At 68.4% G+C, this 22,103-nt stretch carries 20 protein-coding genes and 1 riboswitch; of the genes, 10 read left to right on the top strand and 10 right to left on the bottom strand.

Annotated elements, in window-relative coordinates; all coding sequences use genetic code 11:
- Positions 1-1,636, top strand: a 1,636-nt coding sequence (locus VFE28_06755; GenBank protein ID HZM15685.1) for a S8 family serine peptidase, incomplete at its 5' end; no start/stop codon positions are given.
- Here VFE28_06755 and VFE28_06760 read toward each other — a convergent pair.
- From VFE28_06760 to lon, 4 genes are all read right to left on the bottom strand, one after another.
- Complete coding sequence (locus VFE28_06760) at positions 1,633-4,275, bottom strand: M1 family metallopeptidase (protein ID HZM15686.1); 2,643 nt, start codon at positions 4,273-4,275, stop codon at positions 1,633-1,635. The two genes, VFE28_06755 and VFE28_06760, sit on opposite strands and share 4 nt — an antisense overlap.
- 117 nt (positions 4,276-4,392) lie before the next feature.
- Complete coding sequence (locus VFE28_06765) at positions 4,393-4,848, bottom strand: hypothetical protein (GenBank protein ID HZM15687.1); 456 nt, start codon at positions 4,846-4,848, stop codon at positions 4,393-4,395.
- Positions 4,849-4,931: 83 nt separating this feature from the next.
- A complete protein-coding gene (locus tag VFE28_06770; protein HZM15688.1) occupies positions 4,932-5,354 on the bottom strand; it encodes an OsmC family protein in 423 nt (140 codons plus the stop codon).
- A 2-nt stretch (positions 5,355-5,356) separates the two neighbouring features.
- On the bottom strand, positions 5,357-7,840 hold the full coding sequence (gene lon, locus VFE28_06775; protein HZM15689.1) for an endopeptidase La: 2,484 nt from the start codon (positions 7,838-7,840) through the stop codon (positions 5,357-5,359).
- A 307-nt stretch (positions 7,841-8,147) separates the two neighbouring features.
- Here lon and VFE28_06780 point away from each other — a divergent pair, with 307 nt between their 5' ends.
- Positions 8,148-8,783 (top strand): flavin reductase family protein, encoded by a 636-nt coding sequence (locus VFE28_06780; protein ID HZM15690.1) that lies wholly within the window; start codon positions 8,148-8,150, stop codon positions 8,781-8,783.
- 20 nt (positions 8,784-8,803) lie between these two features.
- On the opposite strand, the gene VFE28_06785 is transcribed toward VFE28_06780, so the two are convergent.
- From VFE28_06785 to VFE28_06795, 3 genes are read right to left on the bottom strand one after another with little or no spacing between them, the layout of a single operon-like run.
- A complete protein-coding gene (locus VFE28_06785) occupies positions 8,804-10,327 on the bottom strand; it encodes an arylsulfatase (protein ID HZM15691.1) in 1,524 nt (507 codons plus the stop codon).
- 48 nt (positions 10,328-10,375) lie between these two features.
- Complete coding sequence (locus tag VFE28_06790; protein ID HZM15692.1) at positions 10,376-11,569, bottom strand: ABC transporter permease; 1,194 nt, start codon at positions 11,567-11,569, stop codon at positions 10,376-10,378.
- Positions 11,566-12,375 (bottom strand): ATP-binding cassette domain-containing protein, encoded by an 810-nt coding sequence (locus VFE28_06795; GenBank protein ID HZM15693.1) that lies wholly within the window; start codon positions 12,373-12,375, stop codon positions 11,566-11,568. Before VFE28_06795 ends, VFE28_06790 begins: the two co-directional genes overlap by 4 nt.
- 116 nt (positions 12,376-12,491) lie before the next feature.
- Here VFE28_06795 and VFE28_06800 point away from each other — a divergent pair, with 116 nt between their 5' ends.
- The 8 genes from VFE28_06800 (at position 12,492) to VFE28_06835 (ending at position 19,286) form a co-directional block, all read left to right on the top strand.
- On the top strand, positions 12,492-13,652 hold the full coding sequence (locus tag VFE28_06800) for a geranylgeranyl reductase family protein (protein HZM15694.1): 1,161 nt from the start codon (positions 12,492-12,494) through the stop codon (positions 13,650-13,652).
- A 53-nt stretch (positions 13,653-13,705) separates the two neighbouring features.
- A complete protein-coding gene (locus tag VFE28_06805; protein HZM15695.1) occupies positions 13,706-14,518 on the top strand; it encodes an XdhC family protein in 813 nt (270 codons plus the stop codon).
- 57 nt (positions 14,519-14,575) lie between these two features.
- A riboswitch (TPP riboswitch) is annotated at positions 14,576-14,685 on the top strand.
- Positions 14,686-14,769: 84 nt separating this feature from the next.
- Positions 14,770-15,633, top strand: a complete 864-nt coding sequence (thiD, locus tag VFE28_06810; protein HZM15696.1) for a bifunctional hydroxymethylpyrimidine kinase/phosphomethylpyrimidine kinase — start codon at positions 14,770-14,772, stop codon at positions 15,631-15,633.
- Positions 15,630-16,313, top strand: a complete 684-nt coding sequence (gene thiE, locus VFE28_06815; protein HZM15697.1) for a thiamine phosphate synthase — start codon at positions 15,630-15,632, stop codon at positions 16,311-16,313. Before thiD ends, thiE begins: the two co-directional genes overlap by 4 nt.
- Positions 16,310-17,524: a glycine oxidase ThiO gene (thiO, locus tag VFE28_06820; protein HZM15698.1), complete on the top strand. Its 1,215-nt coding sequence runs from the start codon at positions 16,310-16,312 to the stop codon at positions 17,522-17,524. Before thiE ends, thiO begins: the two co-directional genes overlap by 4 nt.
- A 10-nt stretch (positions 17,525-17,534) precedes the next feature.
- A complete protein-coding gene (thiS, locus tag VFE28_06825; GenBank protein HZM15699.1) occupies positions 17,535-17,750 on the top strand; it encodes a sulfur carrier protein ThiS in 216 nt (71 codons plus the stop codon).
- Positions 17,707-18,573, top strand: a complete 867-nt coding sequence (locus VFE28_06830; protein ID HZM15700.1) for a thiazole synthase — start codon at positions 17,707-17,709, stop codon at positions 18,571-18,573. Before thiS ends, VFE28_06830 begins: the two co-directional genes overlap by 44 nt.
- Positions 18,574-18,728: 155 nt before the next feature.
- Positions 18,729-19,286, top strand: a complete 558-nt coding sequence (locus tag VFE28_06835; GenBank protein HZM15701.1) for a thiamine phosphate synthase — start codon at positions 18,729-18,731, stop codon at positions 19,284-19,286.
- A gap of 141 nt (positions 19,287-19,427) precedes the next feature.
- On the opposite strand, the gene VFE28_06840 is transcribed toward VFE28_06835, so the two are convergent.
- The 3 genes from VFE28_06840 to VFE28_06850 form a co-directional block, all read right to left on the bottom strand.
- A complete protein-coding gene (locus tag VFE28_06840) occupies positions 19,428-20,324 on the bottom strand; it encodes a hypothetical protein (GenBank protein ID HZM15702.1) in 897 nt (298 codons plus the stop codon).
- A 142-nt stretch (positions 20,325-20,466) separates the two neighbouring features.
- Positions 20,467-21,009 (bottom strand): hypothetical protein, encoded by a 543-nt coding sequence (locus tag VFE28_06845; GenBank protein ID HZM15703.1) that lies wholly within the window; start codon positions 21,007-21,009, stop codon positions 20,467-20,469.
- A gap of 239 nt (positions 21,010-21,248) precedes the next feature.
- Positions 21,249-21,980 (bottom strand): DNRLRE domain-containing protein, encoded by a 732-nt coding sequence (locus tag VFE28_06850; protein HZM15704.1) that lies wholly within the window; start codon positions 21,978-21,980, stop codon positions 21,249-21,251.
- Positions 21,981-22,103: the final 123 nt, after the last annotated feature.

A 22,103-nucleotide genomic window follows, 5' to 3' on the forward strand; every position in this document is an offset into this window, starting at 1 on the left:
GCCGCTGGCTCTCGTCTCCGAACGGAGCCTGCGCCGTCGGCTCAAGGTGCGGCCGCCGTCGGCGGTCGTGGACGCCTGCGATCTTCCCCTCGACGAGGCTGCGGTGGCGCTCGTGGCAGCCCGCGCCACGCGCCTGCGGCATCGCTCGAAGTGGCTCAACGCCGTCAGCGTGGAAGCGACGCCGGCGCAAGGTCGTGCCCTCGCCGGGCTTCCCTGCGTGCGCCGGCTCGATATGGTGCGACGCTACGCGCGCCGCAGTGTGTCGCACCTCGACGCCGAAGCTCGGGCTGGCGCCGGGTCTTCCTCATCCAGCCGCGACCTGCAGGCGCGGCCGCTTCCCGGACCTCACCCGGTTTCGTTGAACTACGGCGGATCGCAAGGTCAGCTCGCGATGCTCGGTGTTCCCACTTTGCACGACCTCGGCATCACCGGACAGGGCGTGCTGATCGGCCACTTCGACAACGGCTACCGGTTGCTCGAGCACGCGTCGCTGGCAAGCCTGCAGGTGGTGGCGGCGCACGATTTCGTCGACGGGGACGACGACCCGGCGCCGCCGCCAGGAGCGCCGACGTCCTTCGGCGCTCACGGCATCATCACTCTCTCGGTGGTCGGGGGCTACGCGCCGGGAGATCTCATCGGCGCCGCCTTCGGCGCCAGCTTCGTTCTCGCCCGCACCGAGGACGACGCCAGCGAGACGCCGGTGGAGGAAGACCATTGGGTGGCGGCGATCGAGTGGGCCGACAGCCTCGGCATCGACGTCGCCTCCACCTCTCTCGGCTATCTCGATTACGACCCGCCGCATCCGAGCTGGACCTGGGAAGACATGGACGGGAACACCACCGCCATCACCCGCGCCGCGGATCTCGCGGTGGCGCGCGGCATCGTGGTGGTGAACTCGGCGGGCAACGAGGGCGTCGACGTGCACAACACTCTGATCGCCCCCGCCGACGGCGACAACGTCATCGCCGTGGGCGCTCTTGATCCGAACGGCGCCCGCAGCGGGTTCAGCTCGATAGGTCCGACGACGGACCTCCCGCCGCGCTTCAAGCCCGACGTCATGGCGCAGGGGAGCCAAGTGCGGCGCGCCAGCGCCAGCGATCCGGCCAGCTATTCCACTGCGAGTGGTACGTCGCTCTCCTGCCCGCTGGTGGCGGGTGTGGCGGCGCTCCTGCTCTCAGCGCGCCAAGCGGCGACACCGCTGCAGATCCGCGACGCCTTGCGCCTGACCGCGAGCCAGGCCGGCACTCCCGACAACTTTTCCGGCTGGGGGACGGTGAACGCCGTGGCCGCTCTGCACTGGCTGGATACGACCGACAGCCGCGAGCTGCCGCGCCTCGCGACCTGGTCGCTCGGCCCCAACGTGCCCAACCCCTTCAACCCGTCGACGCGAGTCGCCTATGAGCTGCCGGTCGCTTCCCTGGTGCGACTCTGGATCTACGACGCCGCCGGACGGCGCGTGCGCACGCTCCTCGACGCGGTGCAACCACCGAGCGCGCACGAGGTGACCTGGAACGGCACCGACGACGCCGGGAGCTTCGTCGCCGCCGGCATCTACTTCTGTCGTTTCGAAGCCCGCGGCCTCGGGACCGACGCCCCGGCCTTCACCGGCGTCCGCAAGCTGGTGCTCCTGCCCTAGCGTGACCCCAGGTTCTGAGTCAGGAAGGCGGCGACGGCGGCGCCTTCGCGCTCGCGCAACCCGACGCAGTCCTTCACCTGGTCCGTGACCCGGGCCAGCCCTCTCTGTGTGCCCGGTGCCTGCCGGTCCGGTGCGTTGAAGAACTCCTGGGCCGCGGCGAGGCGCTCCGCCGAGCAGCCGCCGGCGATAAAGGGCATGAAGCCGAGCATCTCCGGCGTGAGGCGCTTGCTGAGGGCGTCGTAGTTCGTCGTGAACCAGCGGAAGGTGCGGTCCTGCTGCTCTGGATGCGTCGCCAGTTGGAAAGGGATGTCCAGCACCTCGTTCGGGCGGAGTGGACCGGACAAGCAGTAGTGCAGGGCTTCATCCACCAGCTCGGGAGCGCGGAAGCCGCCGAGAGCATCGAGGTACCGGCTCCGCTCGGCAGGCACCTGCGCTGTTTCGAAGCGTTGCCGGTAGGAGTCGAAGAGGGCCCGATCGCCGCGAATCGCCGCGAGCTCCAGGGCAGCGCCTGCCAGCTGGGGATCGATGGCGTGCGGATCCTGCATGTACCGTTTTGCCATGCCTTCCATCAGGTGGAGGATCTCCTCGTCCTTCCCTTTGTCACCCAGGTTGCGCAGGAGCTGCGGGCGGAAGAGCGCGACTTCTTCTTCCTCCCCCGCTCGCGGCTCGGCGCCGAAGCGCTCGAGCGACGGGCCGAGGGTACGGCGGACATAGGCCGCGTAGGCGTCGGCGTTCTCGGGTTGCACGAACGCGGTCTGCACCTTGTTGAGCCCGGTGAGGAGTGCGTTGATGACCATCGGGCTCGGATCGCCGGCGAAGCCGCCCAGAGCCGAGAGATAGTCGCCTCCGGACACCGCGCCGGCGTCGAGCAGCGCCGACAGATTGCCGATGAGGCCGACGCGTTCGCGCACGTTCAGCTGCTCCGAGCCGCCGGTCACCAGGGCACGCAGCATCTCCTGCGGCACCTCCCAGCGGTAGTAGCCGCGCTGGTCGGCGTTCGGCAGTACCCAGGCGGGAGGCCCGCCGGTATCCAGACTGATGGACTGCGTCGCCTTGTCGAGGAGCACGGTCTGGGCGTGCACGGCTTTGCCGTCGGAGTAGCGCAGCGTCACCGGAATCTTCCAGTTCTGCGCCGGCAACTCGACGCCATAGTTGGCGAAGCGCTTCTGACTGAGCCGGATCCGGTTGTCTTTCTCGAGCTCGACACGCACCGAGGGCAGCCCGGGCTGCTCGATGAACGTGGCCATGGCGGCGCTCACGTCGCTGCCGGAGGCCCGGCCGAGGGCGCGCCAGAAATCCTCCGCCGTGGCGTTGCCGAAACGATGCGCCGCCAAGTGTTGCAGCACCCCGGCGCGGAACTTCTCCGGGCCGATCCACTGCTCGAACATGGCGAGGACGGCCTTGCCCTTGTTGTACTGGGTGCCGACGTTCTGCAGCAGGTTCTCGGTCGACTCCACCGGCCGCCGGATGGCCTGTGAAGACGGCCGCGCATCCCCGTTCATGGTTCCGAGCGACTGCTGCAGCTCGGCCACCCCCACGCCGTACTGCGGGAACACCTGCTGCGTGATCTTGTCACCCATCCAGTCGGCGAAGGACTCGTTGAGCCAGAGGTCGTCCCACCATTGCATGGTCACCATGTCGCCGAACCACATGTGCGCCAGCTCGTGGGCGGTGACGCGGGCGAGGGTGCGCTTCTGCGACAGGCTCGCGGCCTCCGGATCGACGAGGAGGAGCCTGGCGGCGAAGGTCACCGCGCCCGGGTTCTCCATCGCGCCCGGCCAGTACTCCGGAATGGCAACGAGGTCGAGCTTCTCGAAGGGATAGGGCTCGCCGAAGTACGCCTCCAGGGCGCGCAGGATGGGAGGCGTGGTCTCCGCCGCGAGCGCCGCCAGGCGGCTCTGGCCGCGGATGGTGATCACGTTCCCCAGAATGGACATGCCCGGAATGGGCGTCTTCTCCAGCGGCCCCGCCGCGATGGCGAGCAAGTAAGACGGCAGCGGCTTGGTGCGCTTGAAGACGAGCTTGCGCCAGCCGTTCGTGACGCTCTCGCTTGCCACCGGTGTGTTCGTCACCGCCGTGTGCGCCTCGGGCACCTCGAGGGTGAGCTGCCATTCGAGCTTGAATCCCGGCTCGTCCCAGCAGGGGATGGATTCCCGGGCATCGTCGGCCTCGAACTGGGTGAAGAGGTAACCCTGGCCGTCCTGCTCCATGCGGTAGAGGCCAACGGCTTTGGTGCCGAATTCGTTCGTGAAGTCGATCTGCAGCTTGTAGTCGCCGGGCGCGAGAGGCTGGGCGGCGCGCACCTCCACCATGGCGTTGTCGATGCTCTGGTGCTCCACCGCGACGGGCCCGCCCTTGCCGGCGAGCGTGAGCTTCGTGATCGGGATCTCTTCGGCATGGAAGCGGAAGCTCTGCGTCGCCGTCCGTACCCGCAGCTCCACCGTGGTGCTGCCGGTGTATTCGGTGGTCCCGGCGTCGAGGCGCAGCGTCACGGACTGGAAAGTGGGGACGACCTGGGTGTCGAGACGCGCTCCGGCGCCCTGGGTGGGAGAAGCAAGCGCGAGGGCGACGGCGCAAGCGGCGAGCGCGACGGAGCGCTGGGCGGAACGCCTAGGAACAGCGCGGCGATGCGAAGTCACGAGGACCTCCCCACGGGGCGACGGTGGCACGGGAATCCGGGCGAAGACACTTCAGGTTAGCAGCCGCGGGCGCCCTCGGGCAAGCGACAGTCCGGAAGCGTGTGGTTCCGTGCTCTGCTAGGCGCGGATCGTCCGACTCCGTAGCGATAGCACCAAGCCGACGATCATCAGAGCGAACAATCCGAAGTTCACGTACGGCCCCGGCGGCGTTCCCGTACGGACCAGAGGGACGAACTGAAAAATCAGCTGGCTGGCGAGATAGTTCAGGAGGAGCACCACGAAGAGCAGGGGGACCGCGCTCCGATACCGCACCAACACGATCACGCAGAGCAGACCGAGCGTCAGTCGCCAGAGCGACCCTTGCGCGAAGAGAGCCACGATCTGCTGCGCTGCCTCGGGCGTGTAGGTGTCGACAGGGATCCCGTCAGCGCCCTTGGCTGTACTGTATCCGTTGAAGATGACGCTTAGACTCTGCGCGATCCTCAGGCCCACGACCAGCCCGAAGAGCCAGAGCCCGGCCTTGGTACCTCGATACGTGTTGTCGATGGAATGAGGGAGAAGCTTCTCGAACATGTCTGCTCCCTTTCATGACGACAAGGTAAAAGCACAATGAATCTAGGCGAGGCATGGCCTGGCGTGGCTCGAGTCGTCCCGCCTCACAGCGAATCGTCGCGGAGGACCTCGACGGTGCCCGTGAGGGTGCGATGCACCGGGCAGCGCGCGGCGATTTCTTGCAGACGCGCCACCTGCTCATCGGTGAGCGGGCCCTCGATCTCCACCTTGCGGCGGATGACGTCGAGCATGCCGTCCTCGTGCTCGCAGTCCTCGCAGTCCTTGGCGTGGATCTTGTCGTGGGTGAGGACGACGCGCACGTCCTCCAGGGGCCAGCCCTTGTGGCGGGCGTAGATCCTGAGCGTCATGCCGATGCAGCCACCGAGGGCGGCGAGGAGGAGTTCGTACGGGTTCATGCCCTGCCCGCCGCCGCCGGCTTCCACGGGCTCGTCGAGGACGATGGAGTGCCCGTTCACCGTGGCTTCGTGCTGCAAGTTGTCGAGGTGGAACACTTCGACCCGTGTCATGCTCACTCCGGCGGGCTGGCGGCAGCGGCGGGGCGAGGCCGGGTCGACGGCGAGCGCGTCGAGGCGGTGGTCGGTGTGAGGCTCGGCAGGCTAGCGGCCAGCAGCTCGGTGATGCGCTCCACGAAGGTGAACTGCATCTCCTGCCGCACGTGCGGCGGCAGGTCGCGCAGGTCCTTCTCGTTCTCCCGCGGCAGGACGACGCGGCGGATGCCGGCGCGACGCGCCGCCAGCACCTTTTCCTTGATGCCGCCGATGGGGAGCACGAGACCAGCGAGCGTGATCTCCCCGGTCATGGCGGTGTCGCTGCGCGCTGGCTTCCCGGAGTAAAGCGACGCCAGGGCCGTGACGATCGCCACGCCCGCCGAGGGGCCATCCTTGGGAATGGCACCGGCGGGCACGTGGATGTGCACGCCGCTCTCCTTCAAGATCTTGCGGTCGAAGCCGAGCTCGTCCGCATGGGCCCAGACCCAGCTCTGCGCCGCCTTGGCCGATTCCTTCATGACCTCGCCCAGGTGTCCGGTCAGGGTGAGGCCGTTCGCATCGGGCAGCAGGCTCGACTCGATGTAAAGTACCTCGCCGCCCGTTTCGGTCCAGGCGAGACCGGTAGCCACTCCGGGGGGCGATTCGCGCCGCATCTTCTCGATGGAGAAGATCTCGGGCCCGAGCATGTCGGGCAAGTCCTGGGGCTCGACGCGCACCGGCTCGATCTTGCCCTCGGCGAAGTGCAGCGCCGCCTTGCGTGCCACGCGGCCGATCGTGCGCTCCAGCTGCCGCACCCCCGCCTCGCGGGTATAGCGCGAAATGATGGTCTGCAGCGTGGCGGGAGAAATCACCAGCTTCTCGTCGTTCAGCCCTGCTTCGCGCAGTTGGCGCGGGATCAGGTAGCGCTTGGCGATCTCGGTCTTCTCCTCCTCGCTGTACCCCGGCAGCCGCAGCACCTCCATGCGGTCGAGGAGAGGCCGCGGGATCGTGTCCAGCGTGTTCGCCGTGGTGATGAAGAACACCTTCGAGAGGTCGAAGGCGAGATCGAGATAGTTGTCCCGGAAGGATTTGTTTTGTTCCGGGTCGAGAACCTCGAGCAGCGCCGCTGCCGGGTCGCCGCGGAAGTCGCGGCCCAGCTTGTCCACCTCGTCGAGCATGAGCAGGGGATTCTTCACCCCGGCACGCCGGATGGCCTGGAGGATGCGGCCCGGCATGGCGCCGATGTAGGTGCGCCGGTGGCCGCGGAGCTCCGCCTCGTCATGCATGCCGCCCAGGCTCATGCGCTCGAACTTGCGACCCATGGAGCGCGCGATCGACTGCCCCAGCGAGGTCTTGCCCACGCCGGGAGGCCCGACGAAGCAGAGGATCGGCGCCTTCGCTTCGGGATTGAGCTTGAGCACCCCCAGCTGCTCCAGGATGCGCTCCTTGACCTCCTTGAGATCGTAGTGGTCTTCGTCCAGGACCTGGCGCGAGTGCGGGATGTCGATCCGGTCCTCGGTGGTGCGCGTCCAAGGCAGCTCGAGCACGAGCTCCACGTAGGAGCGGATGACGTGGTGCTCTGGCGAAACCGAAGGCACCTTCTCCAGGCGCTTCAGCTCCTTGTCGATCTCCTTGCGCACCTCCTCCGGCACCTGGGCTTCCTCGAGACGCTGCCGCAGCATCTCGACCTCGGTGCTCTCGGGATCCTCGCCGAGCTCCTGCTGGATGGCCCGCAGCTGCTGGCGCAGCAGGTACTCGCGCTGCTGGCGCGACATCTCGGACTGCGCTTCACTGGCGATCTTGTTGCGCAGCTCGAGCACCTGCACCTCGTGGCGCAGGTAGGCGTACATGAGACGGAGCGCGTCGGAGCAGCTGGTGGCCTCCAGCAGAGACTGCTCCTTCTCCAGCTCCAGGGTGATGATCGACCCGAGCAAATAGACGAGCCGCATGGGCTCGTCGCTTTCGCTCAGCATCTTCTCGAACTCGCTGGTGAGCTGCGGCCTGGAGAGCTCGTTGGCCCGGGTGGCGAGTTCGTAAACCTCGCGGCGCAGCGCCTCGATCTCGACGCTCTTCTCCTCGGGCACCGGCGCCGGGCGCACCCGGGCCTGCAGGAGATCGCCTACCCGCTCGAGCTTGATGAGCACCACCCTCTCCACGCCTTGCACGATGACCTGCAGGGCCTCGTCGTGCGGGCGTGGCAGCTTCTTGATGATGGAGCGCGTGCCGATGGTGAAGAGGTCTTCTTGCTTGGGCTCGTCGATGGTGGCATCGCGCTGGGTGATGACCAGGATCTCCTTCTCCTCCGTGCCCACCGCGGCCTCCACCGCGGCCACCGACATCGGCCGGCCGACGGAGAGGGGCATGATGATGGAGGGGAAGACCACGGTGTTCTTGATCGGGAGCACCGGCAGGGTGAGTACGTTCTCGCGCGCTGCAGGGGGCGCTTCGGCGGCCGCCTCGCTCCGCGGCGCGCGGCGGGAACCGCTGGATCGGCTGCGTTCCTTCGTGCTTTTGTCCTCGGGCATATGTCCCTCCTTGGCACCCGTCGGACGGCGGGAGGCGCGGCGGCTTGCCGGAGCACTGCCAGGCGACGAGTGGGATGCGTCGGGGAGGATCTGCGGGCGCTCCTCCGCTCCACCAGGTATAAGCTGCTCCCCGTCGCCGGTCAATGGAGCCGGCCCGTGGACCTGGAGCGCACCAGCGTGGGAGCATGGGCGAGCTGGCTGGCTGCCGTGACCAGAGGCGCCCCGGGGCTGCGGAGAGTGCCCTGACCACGGGCGCGCTGGCCACGGAGGGTGCCGTGACCACGGGCGCGCCGGCCACGGAGGTGCCATGACCACCATCGAAATCGGCGCGGATCCGCGACAGTGGCGGGAGCTTTACCATCTCTTCATCGGCTTCGTGAACCCGCGGCCCATCGCCCTCGTTTCCAGCCTTTCTGCCGCGGGCGCCACCAACCTGGCTCCCTTCAGCTTCTACAACATGGTCTCGTCACAGCCGCCTGTGGTGATCTTCGGTCCCGCCCTCCGCAGGGACGGGAGCCCCAAGGACACCCTCCGGAACATCGAAGCGACGGGAGAATTCGTCATTGCCACGGTCATTGAAGCCATCGTGCGCCAGGTAGTGGCCTGCGCCGCCGACGTCCCGGCTTCGACCAGCGAGTTCGACTGGAGCGGCCTGACGCCGGTTCCGGCGACGCGGGTCAAGCCGCCGCTGGTAGGGGAATCCCCGGTGAACCTGGAGTGCACGCTCCGGCAAGTGCTCCGCTTCGGCACCGGCCCGGGAGGCGGGAACGCCGTGCTCGGGGACGTGCGCGTCGTGCACGTCGCGCCGGAGATCCTCGACGCCCGCGGGCGGGTGGATCCGACGCGCCTCCGCACCGTGGGCCGCCTGGGGGGCAAATGGTATTGCACCGTGCAGCAGCCCTACGAGCTCGAGATCCCCGGGCCGGGCGGGGAGACGCACTGAAATGCCCGGTCAGCGCCGCGTCACTTGACACTGCCTTGCTGCAGCGACTCCAGCACCTTATCGAGAGAGAAGCTCCCCGGCTTCTGCCGCGGCGGGAATTCCTTGAACGTGCCGAGGAACTTCCCGACGTACTGCTGCGCCGGTACGAGCAGGAAGATGTGCTCCGCCCGCCAGCGTCCGTAGTCCATCCCTTCGTGGTCGGCGGTCTCGAAAGGATCGGAGCGGAGGTTGAAGAGCTTGGGAAGGCGCAGCGGCACGAACGGATCCTGCCAGACGTCGAAGCCATGGGAGCGCTGCTCAGCGAAGACGATCTTCCATTGGTCGTAGCGCAGCGCCACCAGTGAGCCATCATCGTTGAAGTAGAAAAAATCGTGACGTGGGTCGGGAGCCTTGCCGGAAAGGTAATCCATCAGGTTGTAGCCATCGAGATGAACCTTGAAGGTCTTGCGGTTGGCTTTGGTGCCCTTGAGCAGCTTCTCTTTGATGTTGGGTTCGCCGGCCGCCGCCAGCAAGGTGGGGATCCAGTCCTCGTGCGCCACGATGTCGTTGAGAACCGTGCCTGGCTTGATGGTCCCCGGCCAGCGCACCATCGCCGGCACGCGGAAGCCGCCTTCCCAGTTGGTGTTCTTCTCGCCGCGGAAGGGCGACTGGCCGCCATCGGGCCAGGTGAACTTCTCGGCGCCGTTGTCGGTGGAATACATGACGATGGTGTTGTCCGCCAGACCGAGCTCATCGAGCGACTTCAGTACCTGACCGACCAGGGCGTCGTGCTCCACCATGCCGTCGGGATAGATGCCGAGGCCGGTCTTGCCTTGGCTCTCCGCCTTGAGCCGCGTCCAGATGTGCATGCGGGTCGAGTTCCACCAGAGGAAGAATGGCTTGTCCGCCTTCTTGGCGCGCTGCATGAAGTCGATCGCGCCCCGGGTGAATTCCTCGTCCACCGTCTCCATGCGTTTCTTGGTCAGGGGCCCGGTGAGCTCGATCTTCTGCGTGCCGTCCGGATTCGCCCAGCAGTGGAGCACGCCGCGGGTCCCGAACCTCTTGCGCAGCTCGGGGTCCTTGAAGTAGTCAGGGTGCTCCGGCTCGTCCTCGGCGTTCAAATGATACAGCGAGCCGAAGAACTCGTCGAAACCGTGCGCCGTGGGCAGGTGCCCGTCCTGGTCGCCGAGGTGGTTCTTGCCGAACTGGCCGGTCATGTAGCCTTGCTGCTTGAGCAGGTCGGCGAGGGTCGGGTCTTCCTTCTGCAGGCCTTCCTTGGCGCCGGGCAGACCGACCTTGAGCAGACCGGTGCGGAAGGGCGATTGGCCGGTGATGAACGCCGCGCGGCCAGCGGTGCAGCTCTGCTGGCCGTAGTAGTCGGTGAAGAGCGCGCCTTCCTTGGCGATGCGGTCGATGTTCGGTGTCCGGTAACCCATCATGCCCTGGTTGTAGGCGCTGACGTTCCAGTACCCGATGTCGTCGCCCCAGATGATGAGAATGTTGGGCTTGCGCGGCTGGCCGGAAGCGATGGCAGGGGCGCCGGCGATCGCCCCGAGCAGGGCCAAGAGCAATAGGCTGGACTTCTTCACCTGATCCTCCTTGCTTGGCGGCTCTCACGTACGGAAGAGGACGGACTCGCGCCGGAAGGCGGCGATGGCGACGGCGAGGGCGATGCCGGCGTAGACGCAGGAGGTGGAGAAGATGACAGCGATCACCGGCCAGTCGTAGATCCCCGCCACCAGCTCCTTGCTCACCAGGCTCACGTTCAGGATCGGGATCAGGGCGAGACGCGTGTCCAGCTCGACACCGGGCAGCATGGCGGCGACGGCGGGGAGGATGACCACGATCATGAGCGGCGTGACGTAGCTCTGCGCCTCCTTGTAGCTCTTCGCGGTGAGAGCGATGGCGAGGAGAACGCCGGAGAAGAGCACGGCCACGGGCACCATGATCACGAGCATGGCGACCACACCTTGGGGGCTGAGCTTGAGCGACAGGGGCCCGAGCCCGCCGCCGCTGGTGAAACGCGCCGACACGCTGAGCGACAGCAACGACAGCAGCGCCGTGGCCAGGGAGGTGGTGAGCACGGTGAGGAACTTGCCGCCGGCCAGCGCGCCGCGCGACACCGGGCTCGCCAGGATGGTCTCGATGGTGCCGCGCTCCTTCTCGCCGGCGGTGACGTCGATGGCGGGATACATGGCGCCCGTGAGGGTCAGGATGATGATGATGTAGGGGATGAAGCCGCCGAGGGCGGCGCCGCTCACCCGTTCTGCCGGGGCCACGTTGGTCGGCGATTGTGCGAACGGTTGCAGCACCTCGACGGTGAGATCCCGCGCCGCCAGCCGCTGGGCCACGAGCACGTTCTTGTAGCTCTCCAGTGTCGCCTCGATCTTGCGCAGTGCCTGCTCGGAGCGCAGCTCGCCCTCGTGATAGCTGATGCGGACCGTAGGGTGCGCTGCCGCCTCGGTGGCCAGCGCCGCTTCGAACCCCGGCGGCAGCTCGATGGCGGCCCGCAGCTGCTTGTCGGCGATGCGCTGGGCGAAATCGGCGTGCGCCGGCAGCACCTCCAGCAGCGGGTTGGCGCGCAGCTGCGCTGCCAGGGTGGGGGCGTTGTTCTCCCCGAGGATCATCACCGTGGCGCGCTCGGTCACCGCCTTTTTCACCATCCGGAGCCCCACTTCAGTGAGACCGAACATGAGCCCGGGGATGACGAGGAGCGGCACCACGATCATGGAGACGAGGGTGCGCCGGTCCCGCAGCGTGTCCGTCATCTCCTTGCGATAGACGAGACCGATCTGCCGCAGGTTCATCGCCGCGCCTCCAGCGCCGGGGCGGTTTCGGACGCTTCCAGGAGCTGGATGAAGACGTCTTCCAGGTCGTGCGAGCCGCTCCGGCTGCGCAGCTCCTCGACGCTGCCCTCGGCGAGAAGCTTGCCCTGGTGGATGATGCCGACCATGTCCGCCAACTTCTCCACCTCGCTCATCACGTGGGTGGAGAAGAGGACGGTCTTGCCGCGCCGGCGGCAGTCGCGGATGAAGTCCACGATGGTCCGCGCCGCGCGCACGTCGAGGCCGAGGGTGGGTTCGTCGAGGATGATCACGGCTGGATCGTGCACCAGTGTGCGGGCGATGGACACCTTCTGTTTCTGCCCGGTAGAGAGCTTGTCGCACTTGCGGTCGGCGAAGTCGGCGACGTCGAGGAGAGCGAAGAGCTCGTCCACCCGGCTGCGGAGGACGCCACCCTCCAACCCGTTCAGGCGTCCGAAGTATTCCACCATCTCCCGCGCCGTGAGCCTGCCGTAGAGAGCGGTGGCGGTGGAGAGAAAACCGACGCTGCGGCGCACCTGCTCGGGCGCGGAGCGGATGTCGTGACCGGCCACCACGGCGGTTCCCGCCGTCGGCGTCAGGATGGTGGCGAGGATGCGGAGGGTGGTCGTCTTGCCGGCGCCGTTGGCGCCGAGGAGGGCGTAGATAGCGCCGGGCTTGCAGGTGAAGCTCACGCCGTCCACGGCGCGGATGTCGCCCGAGCGCGCCGGGCGCAGGGAGGAAGCGAGAAGGCCGCGCTTGCCACGCTTGCGGTCCTTGAAGATCTTGGTCAGGTTCTCGGTGCTGATCATGCGGCGCTCCGCGGCAAGGTCAGAGGAGAACAGGATTCGTAAGGGACGCAGCGCACACTACGCGCCGCCGCCAGGGACGTCAAGGCGCGCGGGCGTGTGGTGCGCACGAGGTGGTCATGGAGCAGCCTTCGGCAGCTGCAGTGTTCGATGCGATCGTGGTCGGCGCGGGTCCGGCGGGCTGCAACGCCGCGGCCCGTCTGGCGGCTGCGGGTGCCCGGGTGCTGCTCCTGGAGAAAGAGAAGCTGCCGCGCTACAAGACCTGCGGCGGCGCGGTGGTCGCGCGCGCCGCGAAGTATGGCGAGCTGCCTGCACCACCGGTCGTGCAACGGGCGCTGCCTGCGACGACGTTGCACCTCCTGACCGCGGGGTTGCATTTCGAGGTGCAGCGACCCGAGCCGTTCCTCTTCATGACCATGCGCGCGGCTGTGGATGCCTGGTGGTGCGATCGGGCTCGCGCCGCCGGCGCCGAGGTGCGCGACGCTTGTTCCGTGCAGGGCCTCGTGCAGGAGCGTGAAAGCGTCGAGGTGCAAACGCCCTCGGGGCGACTGCGGGCGCGCTGGGTCCTCGGCGCGGACGGTGCCAGGAGCCGAGTGGCGCGCTGGGCCGGTTGGGAAGCGGACGTGCCGGCGGTGCCCGCCCTGGAGTGGGAAGTACCGGTGCGCGAGGAAACGCTCCGCCGCTTCGCCGGAGCCGCGCGCTTCGACTTCGAGGTCGTGCCAGCGGGGTACGCCTGGGTGTTTCCCAAGGGCGAACATCTTTCCGTCGGTGTCCTCAGCACCCGGCGCGGGGCACAGGACCTGAACGGCGTGCTGCAACATTACATGGAGCGACTTGGCATCGAACCGAGCGGCACGGTGCAGCGTCACGGCGCGCTGCTTCCGGTGGCGCCGCGGCCCGGAGGCGCGGCGCTCGGGCGCGTGCTCCTCTGCGGCGACGCGGCGGGATTCGCCGACCCGGTCACGGGCGAAGGGATCTCCTACGCGCTGCAGAGTGGTGCGCTGGCGGCCGCGGCGGTGCTCGCCGGCGCCCCGGAGCCGAGCCGGGTGCGCTCCCACTATCGCCGTGCACTGGAACAGGAGATTCTGGGCGAGCTGCGCTGGGCGCGGCGTCTCGGCAAGATCCTCGAGCGTCCGGCGCTGCGCACGGCTCTCTTCCGGCGCGCGGGTGAGCCGCTCTGCGAGGCCATGGTGGACGTCGTGAGCGGCCGGCGGAGCTACCACCTGTCGCTCTACTCGCCCGCGCATCTCGGCAAGCTGTTGCGCTTGCTGCGGAGCTGACGGGCCACGGTGTCGTGATAGAGTGGGCGTGGCGCGCTCCCGAGGCGGTGTGTATGGGGATGTTCGAAGACATCACGGCGGCGCGGCAGCGCGGGGAGTCGGTCGTGCTTTGCACCGTCGTCCGCACCCATGGTTCCGTGCCGCGTCATGCCGGTGCCAAGATGCTCGTGTTCGCCGACGGCACCTTTTCCGGCACCATCGGCGGCGGCGAGATGGAAGCGCGGGTGCTGCAGGCGGCAACCGAGGCGTTGCAGCAGCGCACTCCGCGCCTGGTGAGCTACGCCCTGCACAATCCGAGCGCCGGCGACCCCGGCGTCTGCGGCGGGGAGGTCGAGATCTTCATGGATCCGCTCACGAGCCGGCCAACGCTCCTCGTCGTCGGCGCCGGCCACGTAGGGAGGGCGCTCGCGCATCTCGGCGGCTGGCTCGGTTTCCGTGTCGTCCTGGCGGACGACAGGGCGGAGCAGTGCACGCCGGAGGCGACCCCAGGCGCCGACGAGTACCTCTGCGCGCCGATGGCGGCACTGCCGCAGCGTCTGCGCTTCGACGCCGATACCTGGGTCGTCATGCCCACGCGCGGCATGCCGTTGGACGTCGAGGGATTGCCGCACCTCCTGGACCAACCTTGCGCTTATCTCGGCGTCATCGGCTCACGCCGGCGCTGGCTCACCGCGCGCCGCGCGCTCGAGGCGCGCGGGATCCCACGAGAGAAGCTCGACCGCGTCCGCTCGCCCATGGGTCTCGAACTGAATGCCGAAACCCCGGAAGAGATCGCCCTCAGCATCCTCGGCGAGATCGTGATGCTGCGGAACGGTGGTTCGGGCACACCGATGCAGGGTCTGCCGGACGGCGACGAGGCCCAGTGAGCGCCGGCGCGAGCACCGAGGGCGCGATTTCTCGGAGCTCCATTTGTGCTAGGATGCAGCCGTGAATCGGGGTGGACCGGCGGCGCGGAAACGACGCTGGGCCTGAGAGCACACCCGTCGAACCTGATCCGGATCATGCTGGCGCAGGGAATTCACGACGCCTCGGCCCTCCTGCCGCACCTTCCACTGCAGGCACGACGCATCCCCTCGCCGCTGCAGCTGCAGTTTGCCGCCCGAGGAGGCGAACGCTCTTGCGCGTCATTCTCAGCATCGCCGGCTCCGACTCGAGCGGTGGCGCCGGCATCCAGGCCGACCTGAAGGCGATCGCCGCCTGCGGTGGCTACGGCGCCACCGTGATCACCGCGATCACGGCGCAGAACACCCGCGGCGTGCGCGCCGCCCAGGAGCTGGCGACGGATCTGATCGAGGCGCAGTTGCGCGCCGTCTTCGAGGACCTGCCGGTGGCGGCGGTGAAGACAGGGATGCTCTCCAGTGCGGCGGTGGTCGGCACCGTCGCCCGGGAGTTGCGCCGTATCGGGCCGCTTCCCTTCGTCCTCGATCCGGTGATGATCGCGAAGAGCGGTCATGCCTTGTTGGCGGCAGACGCAGTCGACACTCTACGCAGCGAGCTCCTGCCGCTCGCCACGCTGGTGACGCCGAATCGGCACGAGGCGGAAGCCCTGGCCGGGATCCCAGTGCGAGACGCGGAAGGAGCCGCAGCCGCCGGGCGGATCCTCCTCGACGGCGGTTGCAAGGCGGTTCTCGTCAAGGGCGGTCACCTGGAAGGGCCGACAGCGATGGACGTGCTGATCACGCCGGAGGCGGTCGAGGTTTTCGAAGGACCGCGGTTGCAGACACGCCACACGCACGGGACCGGGTGCACGCTTGCCGCTGCCATCGCCACCTACCTCGGCAAGGGCTACGACCTGGTGGGTGCCGTGCGGGTGGCGAAGCGGTTCGTGACCGAAGCGATCCGCGGCGGAATCGCCATCGGGAGCGGCCAAGGGCCGACGGACCCATTCTTCTACCTGCGCGGTGGAAACACCGACAGCTGGGTGCGGGAGCTGGGATGGCACGATCCCGAGCTCCCAGCGCGAGAGGTGAAGGAGCAGTGAGCGAAGAAAACAAGGAGAGTCTCTCGGCGCGCCGCCCGCTCGGGCGCCTGCACATCCTCACCGACGAGGTCCTGCAGAGCCGGTGGAGCCATCTCGATCTGGCGCGCCTGGCCGCGGATGGCGGCGCCGACGTGGTGCAGTATCGCGACAAGCGTTCCTTGCCGGCAGATCAGCGTGTCCTCGTGGCTCGCGCGCTGCGCCGGGCGTTGCCCGTGGGCGTGCAGCTCGTGGTGAACGACCACGCCGAGGTGGCACTTGCCGTCGGCGCCGACGGCGTGCACCTGGGTCGAGACGACCTTTCTCCCGACCGCGCTCGCCGCCTGCTGGGCCCGCGGTTCCTCATCGGCGGCACGGCGAACAGCCTCGAGGAAGCGCGCCGGAGCTTCGCGCTGAACCTCGACTACCTCGGCGTCGGCCCGGTGTTCGGCACGCGCTCCAAGGCGCAAGCGCCGCCAGCTCTCGGACTCGAGGCGCTCGGGCGCATCGCCGGCGAATCGCCGCTCCCGGTCATCGCCATCGGCGGGATCACTCCGGAGAACCTGGAGGCCGTTCTGGAAGCTGGCGCTTGGGGTGTGGCCGTGCTCTCCGGCGTCACCTGCAGCGACGAGCCTCTGGCGGCCACCGCTCGCTACCGCGCTGCCCTGGAGCGATCCTTGGAACGAGGACGGGTGCGGTCATGAAGGAGCGAGACCTGACCTCCGATCACATCGAACCGTCGGCCTCCAGCATGAATGTGGCAATCCCGGCGCGTGTCGATGTCGCCATCGTCGGCGGTGGCATCATCGGTCTCGCCGTGGCCGAAGAGCTCTGCACGCGCGGCCGCAGCGTCGTCGTTCTCGACGACGGGGCGCGGGCCGGCATCTCGACCCTCGCCGCCGCCGGCATGCTGGCGCCCGCCGCAGAGGCCGACGTGGAGCTGCCGGGACTCGCCGAGTTCCGCAATTTCAGCCATTCGCTCTACCCGGAGTTCGTCTCGCGTGTGGAGCGCCGATCCGGCATGGAGTGCGGCTTCCGCCAAGAGGGCACCTTGCTGGTGGCTCTGGATCGCGATCATGTCGCTGAAGTCGAGCGCCTGCGGGGAATCATGAGCAGCCAGGGCTTCGCCACGCGGCCGCTCGAGGCGGCGGAGGTCCTGGAAATGGAGCCGGCTCTGAGCCCGCGCATCGTGGGCGGCGTGCTGGTGCCGCAGGATTTCCACGTCGACCAGCGCCGGCTGCTGCTGGCTCTCCGGCTCGCCGTGGAGGCGGAGCGAGGCATCGTGATCCGCGATGCAAGGGTGGAGCGCGTCACGGCGGCGGGAGAGGTCGAGGGGAAGCGCGGGCCCGAAGGGGTGAGCTTCGCGCTCACCGCCGCTCACGTCGTCGTTGCTGGCGGCAGCTGGACGAACGTCGAGCTTCAGTCTCCTTGCGCGAACCTGCCGGTTCGGCCCGTGAAGGGACAGGTGGTGCGGTTGCATGCACCGGGTCTCTTGCAGCGAGTCATTCGCATCCCCGAAGTCTATTTGGTGCCGCACTGGGGCGGGGACCTCGTGGTGGGCGCCACGGTGGAAGAACAGGGCTTCGACGCGAGCCCCACCGCGGGAGGGGTGTTCGACCTGTTGCGGCATGCCTGGCGCACCATCCCTGGAATCTACGATGCACCCCTCAAGGAGATCAGCGTCGGCTTCAGGCCGTGCACGCGGGATCACCGGCCCCTCATCGGACGCGTCGAGGGGCGTGTCTTCGTTGCCACCGGGCACTACCGGAACGGTGTGCTGCAGGCCCCGGGAACAGCGCGACTTCTCGCCGCGCTCCTCTGCGGCGAGCCGGCGCCGCCGCTCTTGCAATATTTCGATCCGGAACGAATCAGCGGGCCCGAAGATGCGAGCCAGCTCGTGTCGCGCCGGCGCTGAGGGAGACAGCATGGGAACGCAGGCGAGCGTGCGGGTGAACGGTGAGCCGCGAAACGTCGAAGCGGGAACGAAGTTGGCCATGCTCATCCCACGGGCAGCCGGAGCGGCCCATGAAGGAATCGCCGTGGCAGTGAACGGCGCCGTGGTGCCACGGGCGCAATGGCAGGAAAGAGAGGTTGGCGATGGCGACGACATCGAGATCGTCCGGGCCGTCCAAGGGGGCTGAGAAGGGGCCGGGACTGAAGGCTCAGACCGACGAGGGCTGGAAGCTGGGTTCCCTTCAACTCACCGGCCGTCTCATCCTGGGGACCGCGCGCTACCCGAGCACGCAGACGCTGCTCGACGCACTCGCCGCCGCCGGCGCGGAGCTCGCCACCGTAGGCATCCGCCGTGTGAGCCCCAGCGCCGGGGGAGAGGAGAATCTCTACCGCTTGTTGCGCCAGTACGGGTATCGGGTCTTACCGAACACGGCGGGGTGCTTCACCGCGCGGGACGCAGTGCTTACCGCCGAGCTGGCGCGAGAAGCTTTGGACACGTCGCTCCTCAAGCTCGAGGTCATCGGCGACGAGGACACCTTGCTTCCCGATGTGGCTGGCCTGCTGGAAGCGGCGCGCGAGCTCGTCCGCCTCGGCTTCCAAGTTCTGCCCTACACGAACGACGATCCGATCACGGCGAAGAAGCTGGAGGATTTGGGGTGCCTCGCGGTCATGCCGCTCGGTGCGCCCATCGGCTCGGGTCTCGGCATCCGCAACCCGCACAACATCGAGCTCATCGTCGAGCGGGCCCGGGTGCCAGTGATCGTCGATGCCGGCGTCGGCACGGCGTCCGACGTGGCGGTGGCCTTCGAGCTCGGTTGCGACGCCGTCCTCCTCAATACCGCGGTGGCCCGCGCCCGCGACCCGGTGACCATGGCGGCGGCGATGCACGCCGCGGCCCGCGCCGGCTGGCTGGCGCGCCGCGCCGGGCGCATTCCGCGCCTCTTCCGCGCCCAGGCCTCGACGGCCCTCGAAGGGCGGATCGGCGGCCACAAGGGCCCGCCGCCGTCGTGAGCGACCCCGGCGAGAGCGACGGAGCGAACACAGCTCGGCCAGAGCCGGGTCGCATCCCACATCTTTATCTCGTTGCTGCCCGTGAGTTGTTCGCCACCGACGAGCTTTGGCTCGAATCTCTAGAGCGAGTTGCCGAAGCGCTATCGCGGCTTGCATTGGACCGCGACACGGCGCGGATTCCGGGGGCCGCGCTCGAGGTGGCGCTGCAAGTGCGGATCGAGACGGAACTCGGAGCGCTGCACCTCGCGGCGCAGGCGCTCGAGCGCGTACACCAAGCGGCACCGGCGGTGCGCCTCTTCCTCAACGCCGCGGCCGATGCGGCCAGCCTCGGGTACGACGGCGTGCACTGGCCGGAACGGCGCATTCCTGACCGCCCGGGAGCCCTGCCGTTGCCCGCCGCCGCCTCGGTGCACTCCGAGGCAGCGCTTCACCGCGCCGAGAATGCCGGCGCCAGCTTCGTCCTCTACGGACCGGTGTGGTCGCCGGGATGGAAGAAGCTCGCGGGGCGCGGGATCGATTCTCTCGGGGCCTTGGCAGCGCGCGCCATGGTTCCAGTGCTCGCCATCGGCGGCATCACGCCGGAGCGCGTGCCCGCGTGCCTGGGGGCGGGAGCCGCCGGTGTCGCGGTGGCGAGCGGCGTTTTTCGGGCGGCGGACTCAAGGGCGGCCCTCGCTGCCTATGCCGCCGTGCTCCGCGCCGCGAGCACGGCCTGAGCTGCTGAGGCCGCTCGTGATCAGCCTGGCTCGTAGGCTACGTAGTCGGGATACCACATCGCTGCGGATACCAAAGGCTCGACTTCAGGATCCTCGATGCGCCGGCCCAGGCCGAGAGAGCGCGCCTACGATCGCCAGCGCCTAACGTTCCACGGTCTTCGGCGCCCGCCAGGAGCGCTGCAACAGGCTCGCGGGTGGGAGGTCGGCGGCGATCCAGATCTGCAGCTCGCCGGAGCGCGTCGAGGCGAAAGCCAGGCGCTTGCCATCCGGCGACCAGCAGGGGTCGATGTCGTCGCCAGGGGCATCGGTGAGTTGCACCGGCTCGCCACCTGAAGCCGGCACCAGCCAGACATCGCGGTTCCCGCCTCGATCGGAGACGAAAGCGATCGTGCTGCCGTCGGGTGACCAGGCCGGGGAGGCGTCGTCGTGGGCATCGCGCGTCACCGCGCGCCAAGTGCCACCGCCGAGCGGCACGATCCAGAGGTCGCGGCCGCGTTCGCCCCACACCGCGCAGGCGATGCGCTTGCCGTCGGGCGACCAGGCAGGGTCGACCATGGGGCCCTTCGGTGGGCTGAGCAACTGCGACTCGCCTCCGATGGGCGGCAGGAGCCAGATCACCCGACCCTCGCCCCCATCCTTCTCGAAGGCGATCCAGGCGCCGTCGAGCGACCAGGCGGGATGGGCCTCCGGGACCGGACCGGGCACGAGGAGGGTGGGGCTTCCGGCGTCACCGGTGGTGAGCATGACCCCGGTAGGAGCGGTGAAGACGATGCGTTTGCCGTCGGGGGACCAGCTCGCGTGAGTATTGGCCGCCGGGTTGTCCCCCGTCTCCTGTCGGGGATAGCGCGAGCGCTTGCCGTTCTCGACCTCGACGACCTCGATCCACGAGGTGAAAGCGTTCGCCCCCGTCCATGTGGCATGGGTGTAAACGATGCGCTTGCCGTCCGGCGACCAGGACGGTTCGCTGTTCCAGCTCTTCTCCCCCTTCGCAGGCGAGGTGAGTTGGGTGACGGTGGCGCCTGCGAGTGGGGAGGGCACGATGACGGCACAAGCAGCCAGGAGGCCCAGCACGCCAAGGTGTGGTGCCGCGGCCCACGCGAGTGGTGCCGTCGCCCAGGCGATCGAGGTGGCAGCGGGTCTGTGCTTTCGTGGCCGCATGATGCGGCCTCAGTATACCGCGCTACGGCTGTGATGGAGGCATGGTGCCGATGGCGCGTGGGCTCTTCCCCGCGGCGCGCAAGTGGGCGATCTCGGCGGCGGACAGCCGGCAAGTGTCTCGCAGCGCGCGCAAGAGGACGAACTCGCGCACCTCTTCGTCGGTGAGACGCTGGTCGGCGCCCGGGTGCTCCCGCCAGGCGAGGTAAGGGCGGGAGTAGGGAGCGGGCAGCTGTTCTTCGGCCGGTAGCTCCACATAATAGATGCCACAGCGCAGGCCCACACGGCGGGTGATGGCGTCCCAGCTGCCACCCTCGCGCCGCCAGGTGACGATCTCGTCCAGCTTCCGGGCCGAGGCGCGCTCGAGATGCAGCGCCACCAGCAGGTCGTACTCGCTGATCCAGGCGACGCGCTTCTCCACCGCGGCGAGATCGGCGCCATAGTGGCGCTCGAAGAGGAAGCCCAGCTGCAAGGGCCGGGACGGCTCGGCGTACACGTCCCGGTCCTGGGCGGCACTCGCGAGGAGCACCGCCAGGAGAATTGCGGCATGGAACCCGGCGCGCTGCACGGAACCTCCCCGGCGACTACCTGGGGATCTCTTCGTGCAAACGTCGCACCGGTTGGGAAAGGGCGGAGGAGGCTGCATGGACCCGCATGGAGCCGCACGGGGCTCGACAATTCCCGCCAAGGGAGCGCGGATCGAGAGTGGCAGGAGCTTCCACGTCTGGGAAGTCGAGCGGCAAGGCGGCGACGTCCTCGCCATGACCGCCCTGGCGAGGAAGGACGAAGGTCGGGCGGCAGCCTACGTCAGCGGAAGAGCGCCTTGACCTGGCTCCAGGTGGTCGCTTCCACTGGCAGGGGCATGAACACGACGACGAGCCGAGGGCGGAAAGACGCGGTGACAACCTGCCGTGAGTCGAAACGCTTCGTAGTGAGGATGGACACCTCATTGCCGCGCAGGATCCAACCGAAGTTGGCCGTGCCGTTCACCCAGTCCTGCACGTCGGCGACGAGACCACTCCCGGTCCAGGAGTAGTCTCCAGCTTGGTTCACCGACGTGGTGGCACTGGCTGTGGCGTTGAATTGGCCTCCCGGGGTCGACCATGACGCGGTGTTGAAGAAACGAAAGCTCCAGGTGGCGTCGTTCGTCGTTGCCGCGGCGCCGGCGCCTTCACCGCGCCCGGCGACGGAAGTCCCCTCGCCCCAATCGGCGAGCAGTCGGTGCGCAGCGATGTTCGTCGGGCCGCTGATCGTCTTCGACATGTGCAGCGTGAGGGTCGCGCTCTGCACCGTCGCACCGGCAGGGATCGAGCCCACGTCGAAGGCGATGAGGCTGCGGCGGACACGCTGGTTCGCCGGAGGTGTCGTGGTCGTCCGGCCGGCGAAGAGGTGTTGGCCGGCGCCGTTGCTGAGCGCGGTGTTTTCGTAGATCGTGTTGTCCTTGCTCGCTCCGAGCGTCACCGTGTCGGCCCCGGCCGGCGCCACCACCGCCAGCGTGCAGGCCCATGCGAGCAGGAGCCGGTCGACTCGGCGTGCCATGTTTTTCCTCCAGGCCCTGCCGGCGCCGGCGGCGCCGCCATTGGATTCTGTCCCCGCGGCGGCGTCCGGAGCGGACTCCGCCACCAAGTTCCCAGTCGCTGCTTCAGGGGTTGGTCTTGATCT

The sequence above is a fragment of the Candidatus Krumholzibacteriia bacterium genome (assembly GCA_035649275.1).
Taxonomy (GTDB): domain Bacteria; phylum Krumholzibacteriota; class Krumholzibacteriia.

Excerpts from the sequence above, each read along its gene's own strand:
- VFE28_06765 (HZM15687.1), bottom strand. The coding sequence starts at position 4,848 with ATGTTCGAGAAGCTTCTCCCTCATTCCATCGACAACACGTATCGAGGT.
- VFE28_06770 (HZM15688.1), bottom strand. The coding sequence starts at position 5,354 with ATGACACGGGTCGAAGTGTTCCACCTCGACAACTTGCAGCACGAAGCC.
- lon (HZM15689.1), bottom strand. The coding sequence starts at position 7,840 with ATGCCCGAGGACAAAAGCACGAAGGAACGCAGCCGATCCAGCGGTTCC.
- VFE28_06780 (HZM15690.1), top strand. The coding sequence starts at position 8,148 with ATGACCACCATCGAAATCGGCGCGGATCCGCGACAGTGGCGGGAGCTT.
- VFE28_06790 (HZM15692.1), bottom strand. The coding sequence starts at position 11,569 with ATGAACCTGCGGCAGATCGGTCTCGTCTATCGCAAGGAGATGACGGAC.
- VFE28_06795 (HZM15693.1), bottom strand. The coding sequence starts at position 12,375 with ATGATCAGCACCGAGAACCTGACCAAGATCTTCAAGGACCGCAAGCGT.
- VFE28_06800 (HZM15694.1), top strand. The coding sequence starts at position 12,492 with ATGGAGCAGCCTTCGGCAGCTGCAGTGTTCGATGCGATCGTGGTCGGC.
- VFE28_06805 (HZM15695.1), top strand. The coding sequence starts at position 13,706 with ATGGGGATGTTCGAAGACATCACGGCGGCGCGGCAGCGCGGGGAGTCG.
- thiO (HZM15698.1), top strand. The coding sequence starts at position 16,310 with ATGAAGGAGCGAGACCTGACCTCCGATCACATCGAACCGTCGGCCTCC.
- thiS (HZM15699.1), top strand. The coding sequence starts at position 17,535 with ATGGGAACGCAGGCGAGCGTGCGGGTGAACGGTGAGCCGCGAAACGTC.
- VFE28_06830 (HZM15700.1), top strand. The coding sequence starts at position 17,707 with ATGGCGACGACATCGAGATCGTCCGGGCCGTCCAAGGGGGCTGAGAAG.
- VFE28_06850 (HZM15704.1), bottom strand. The coding sequence starts at position 21,980 with ATGGCACGCCGAGTCGACCGGCTCCTGCTCGCATGGGCCTGCACGCTG.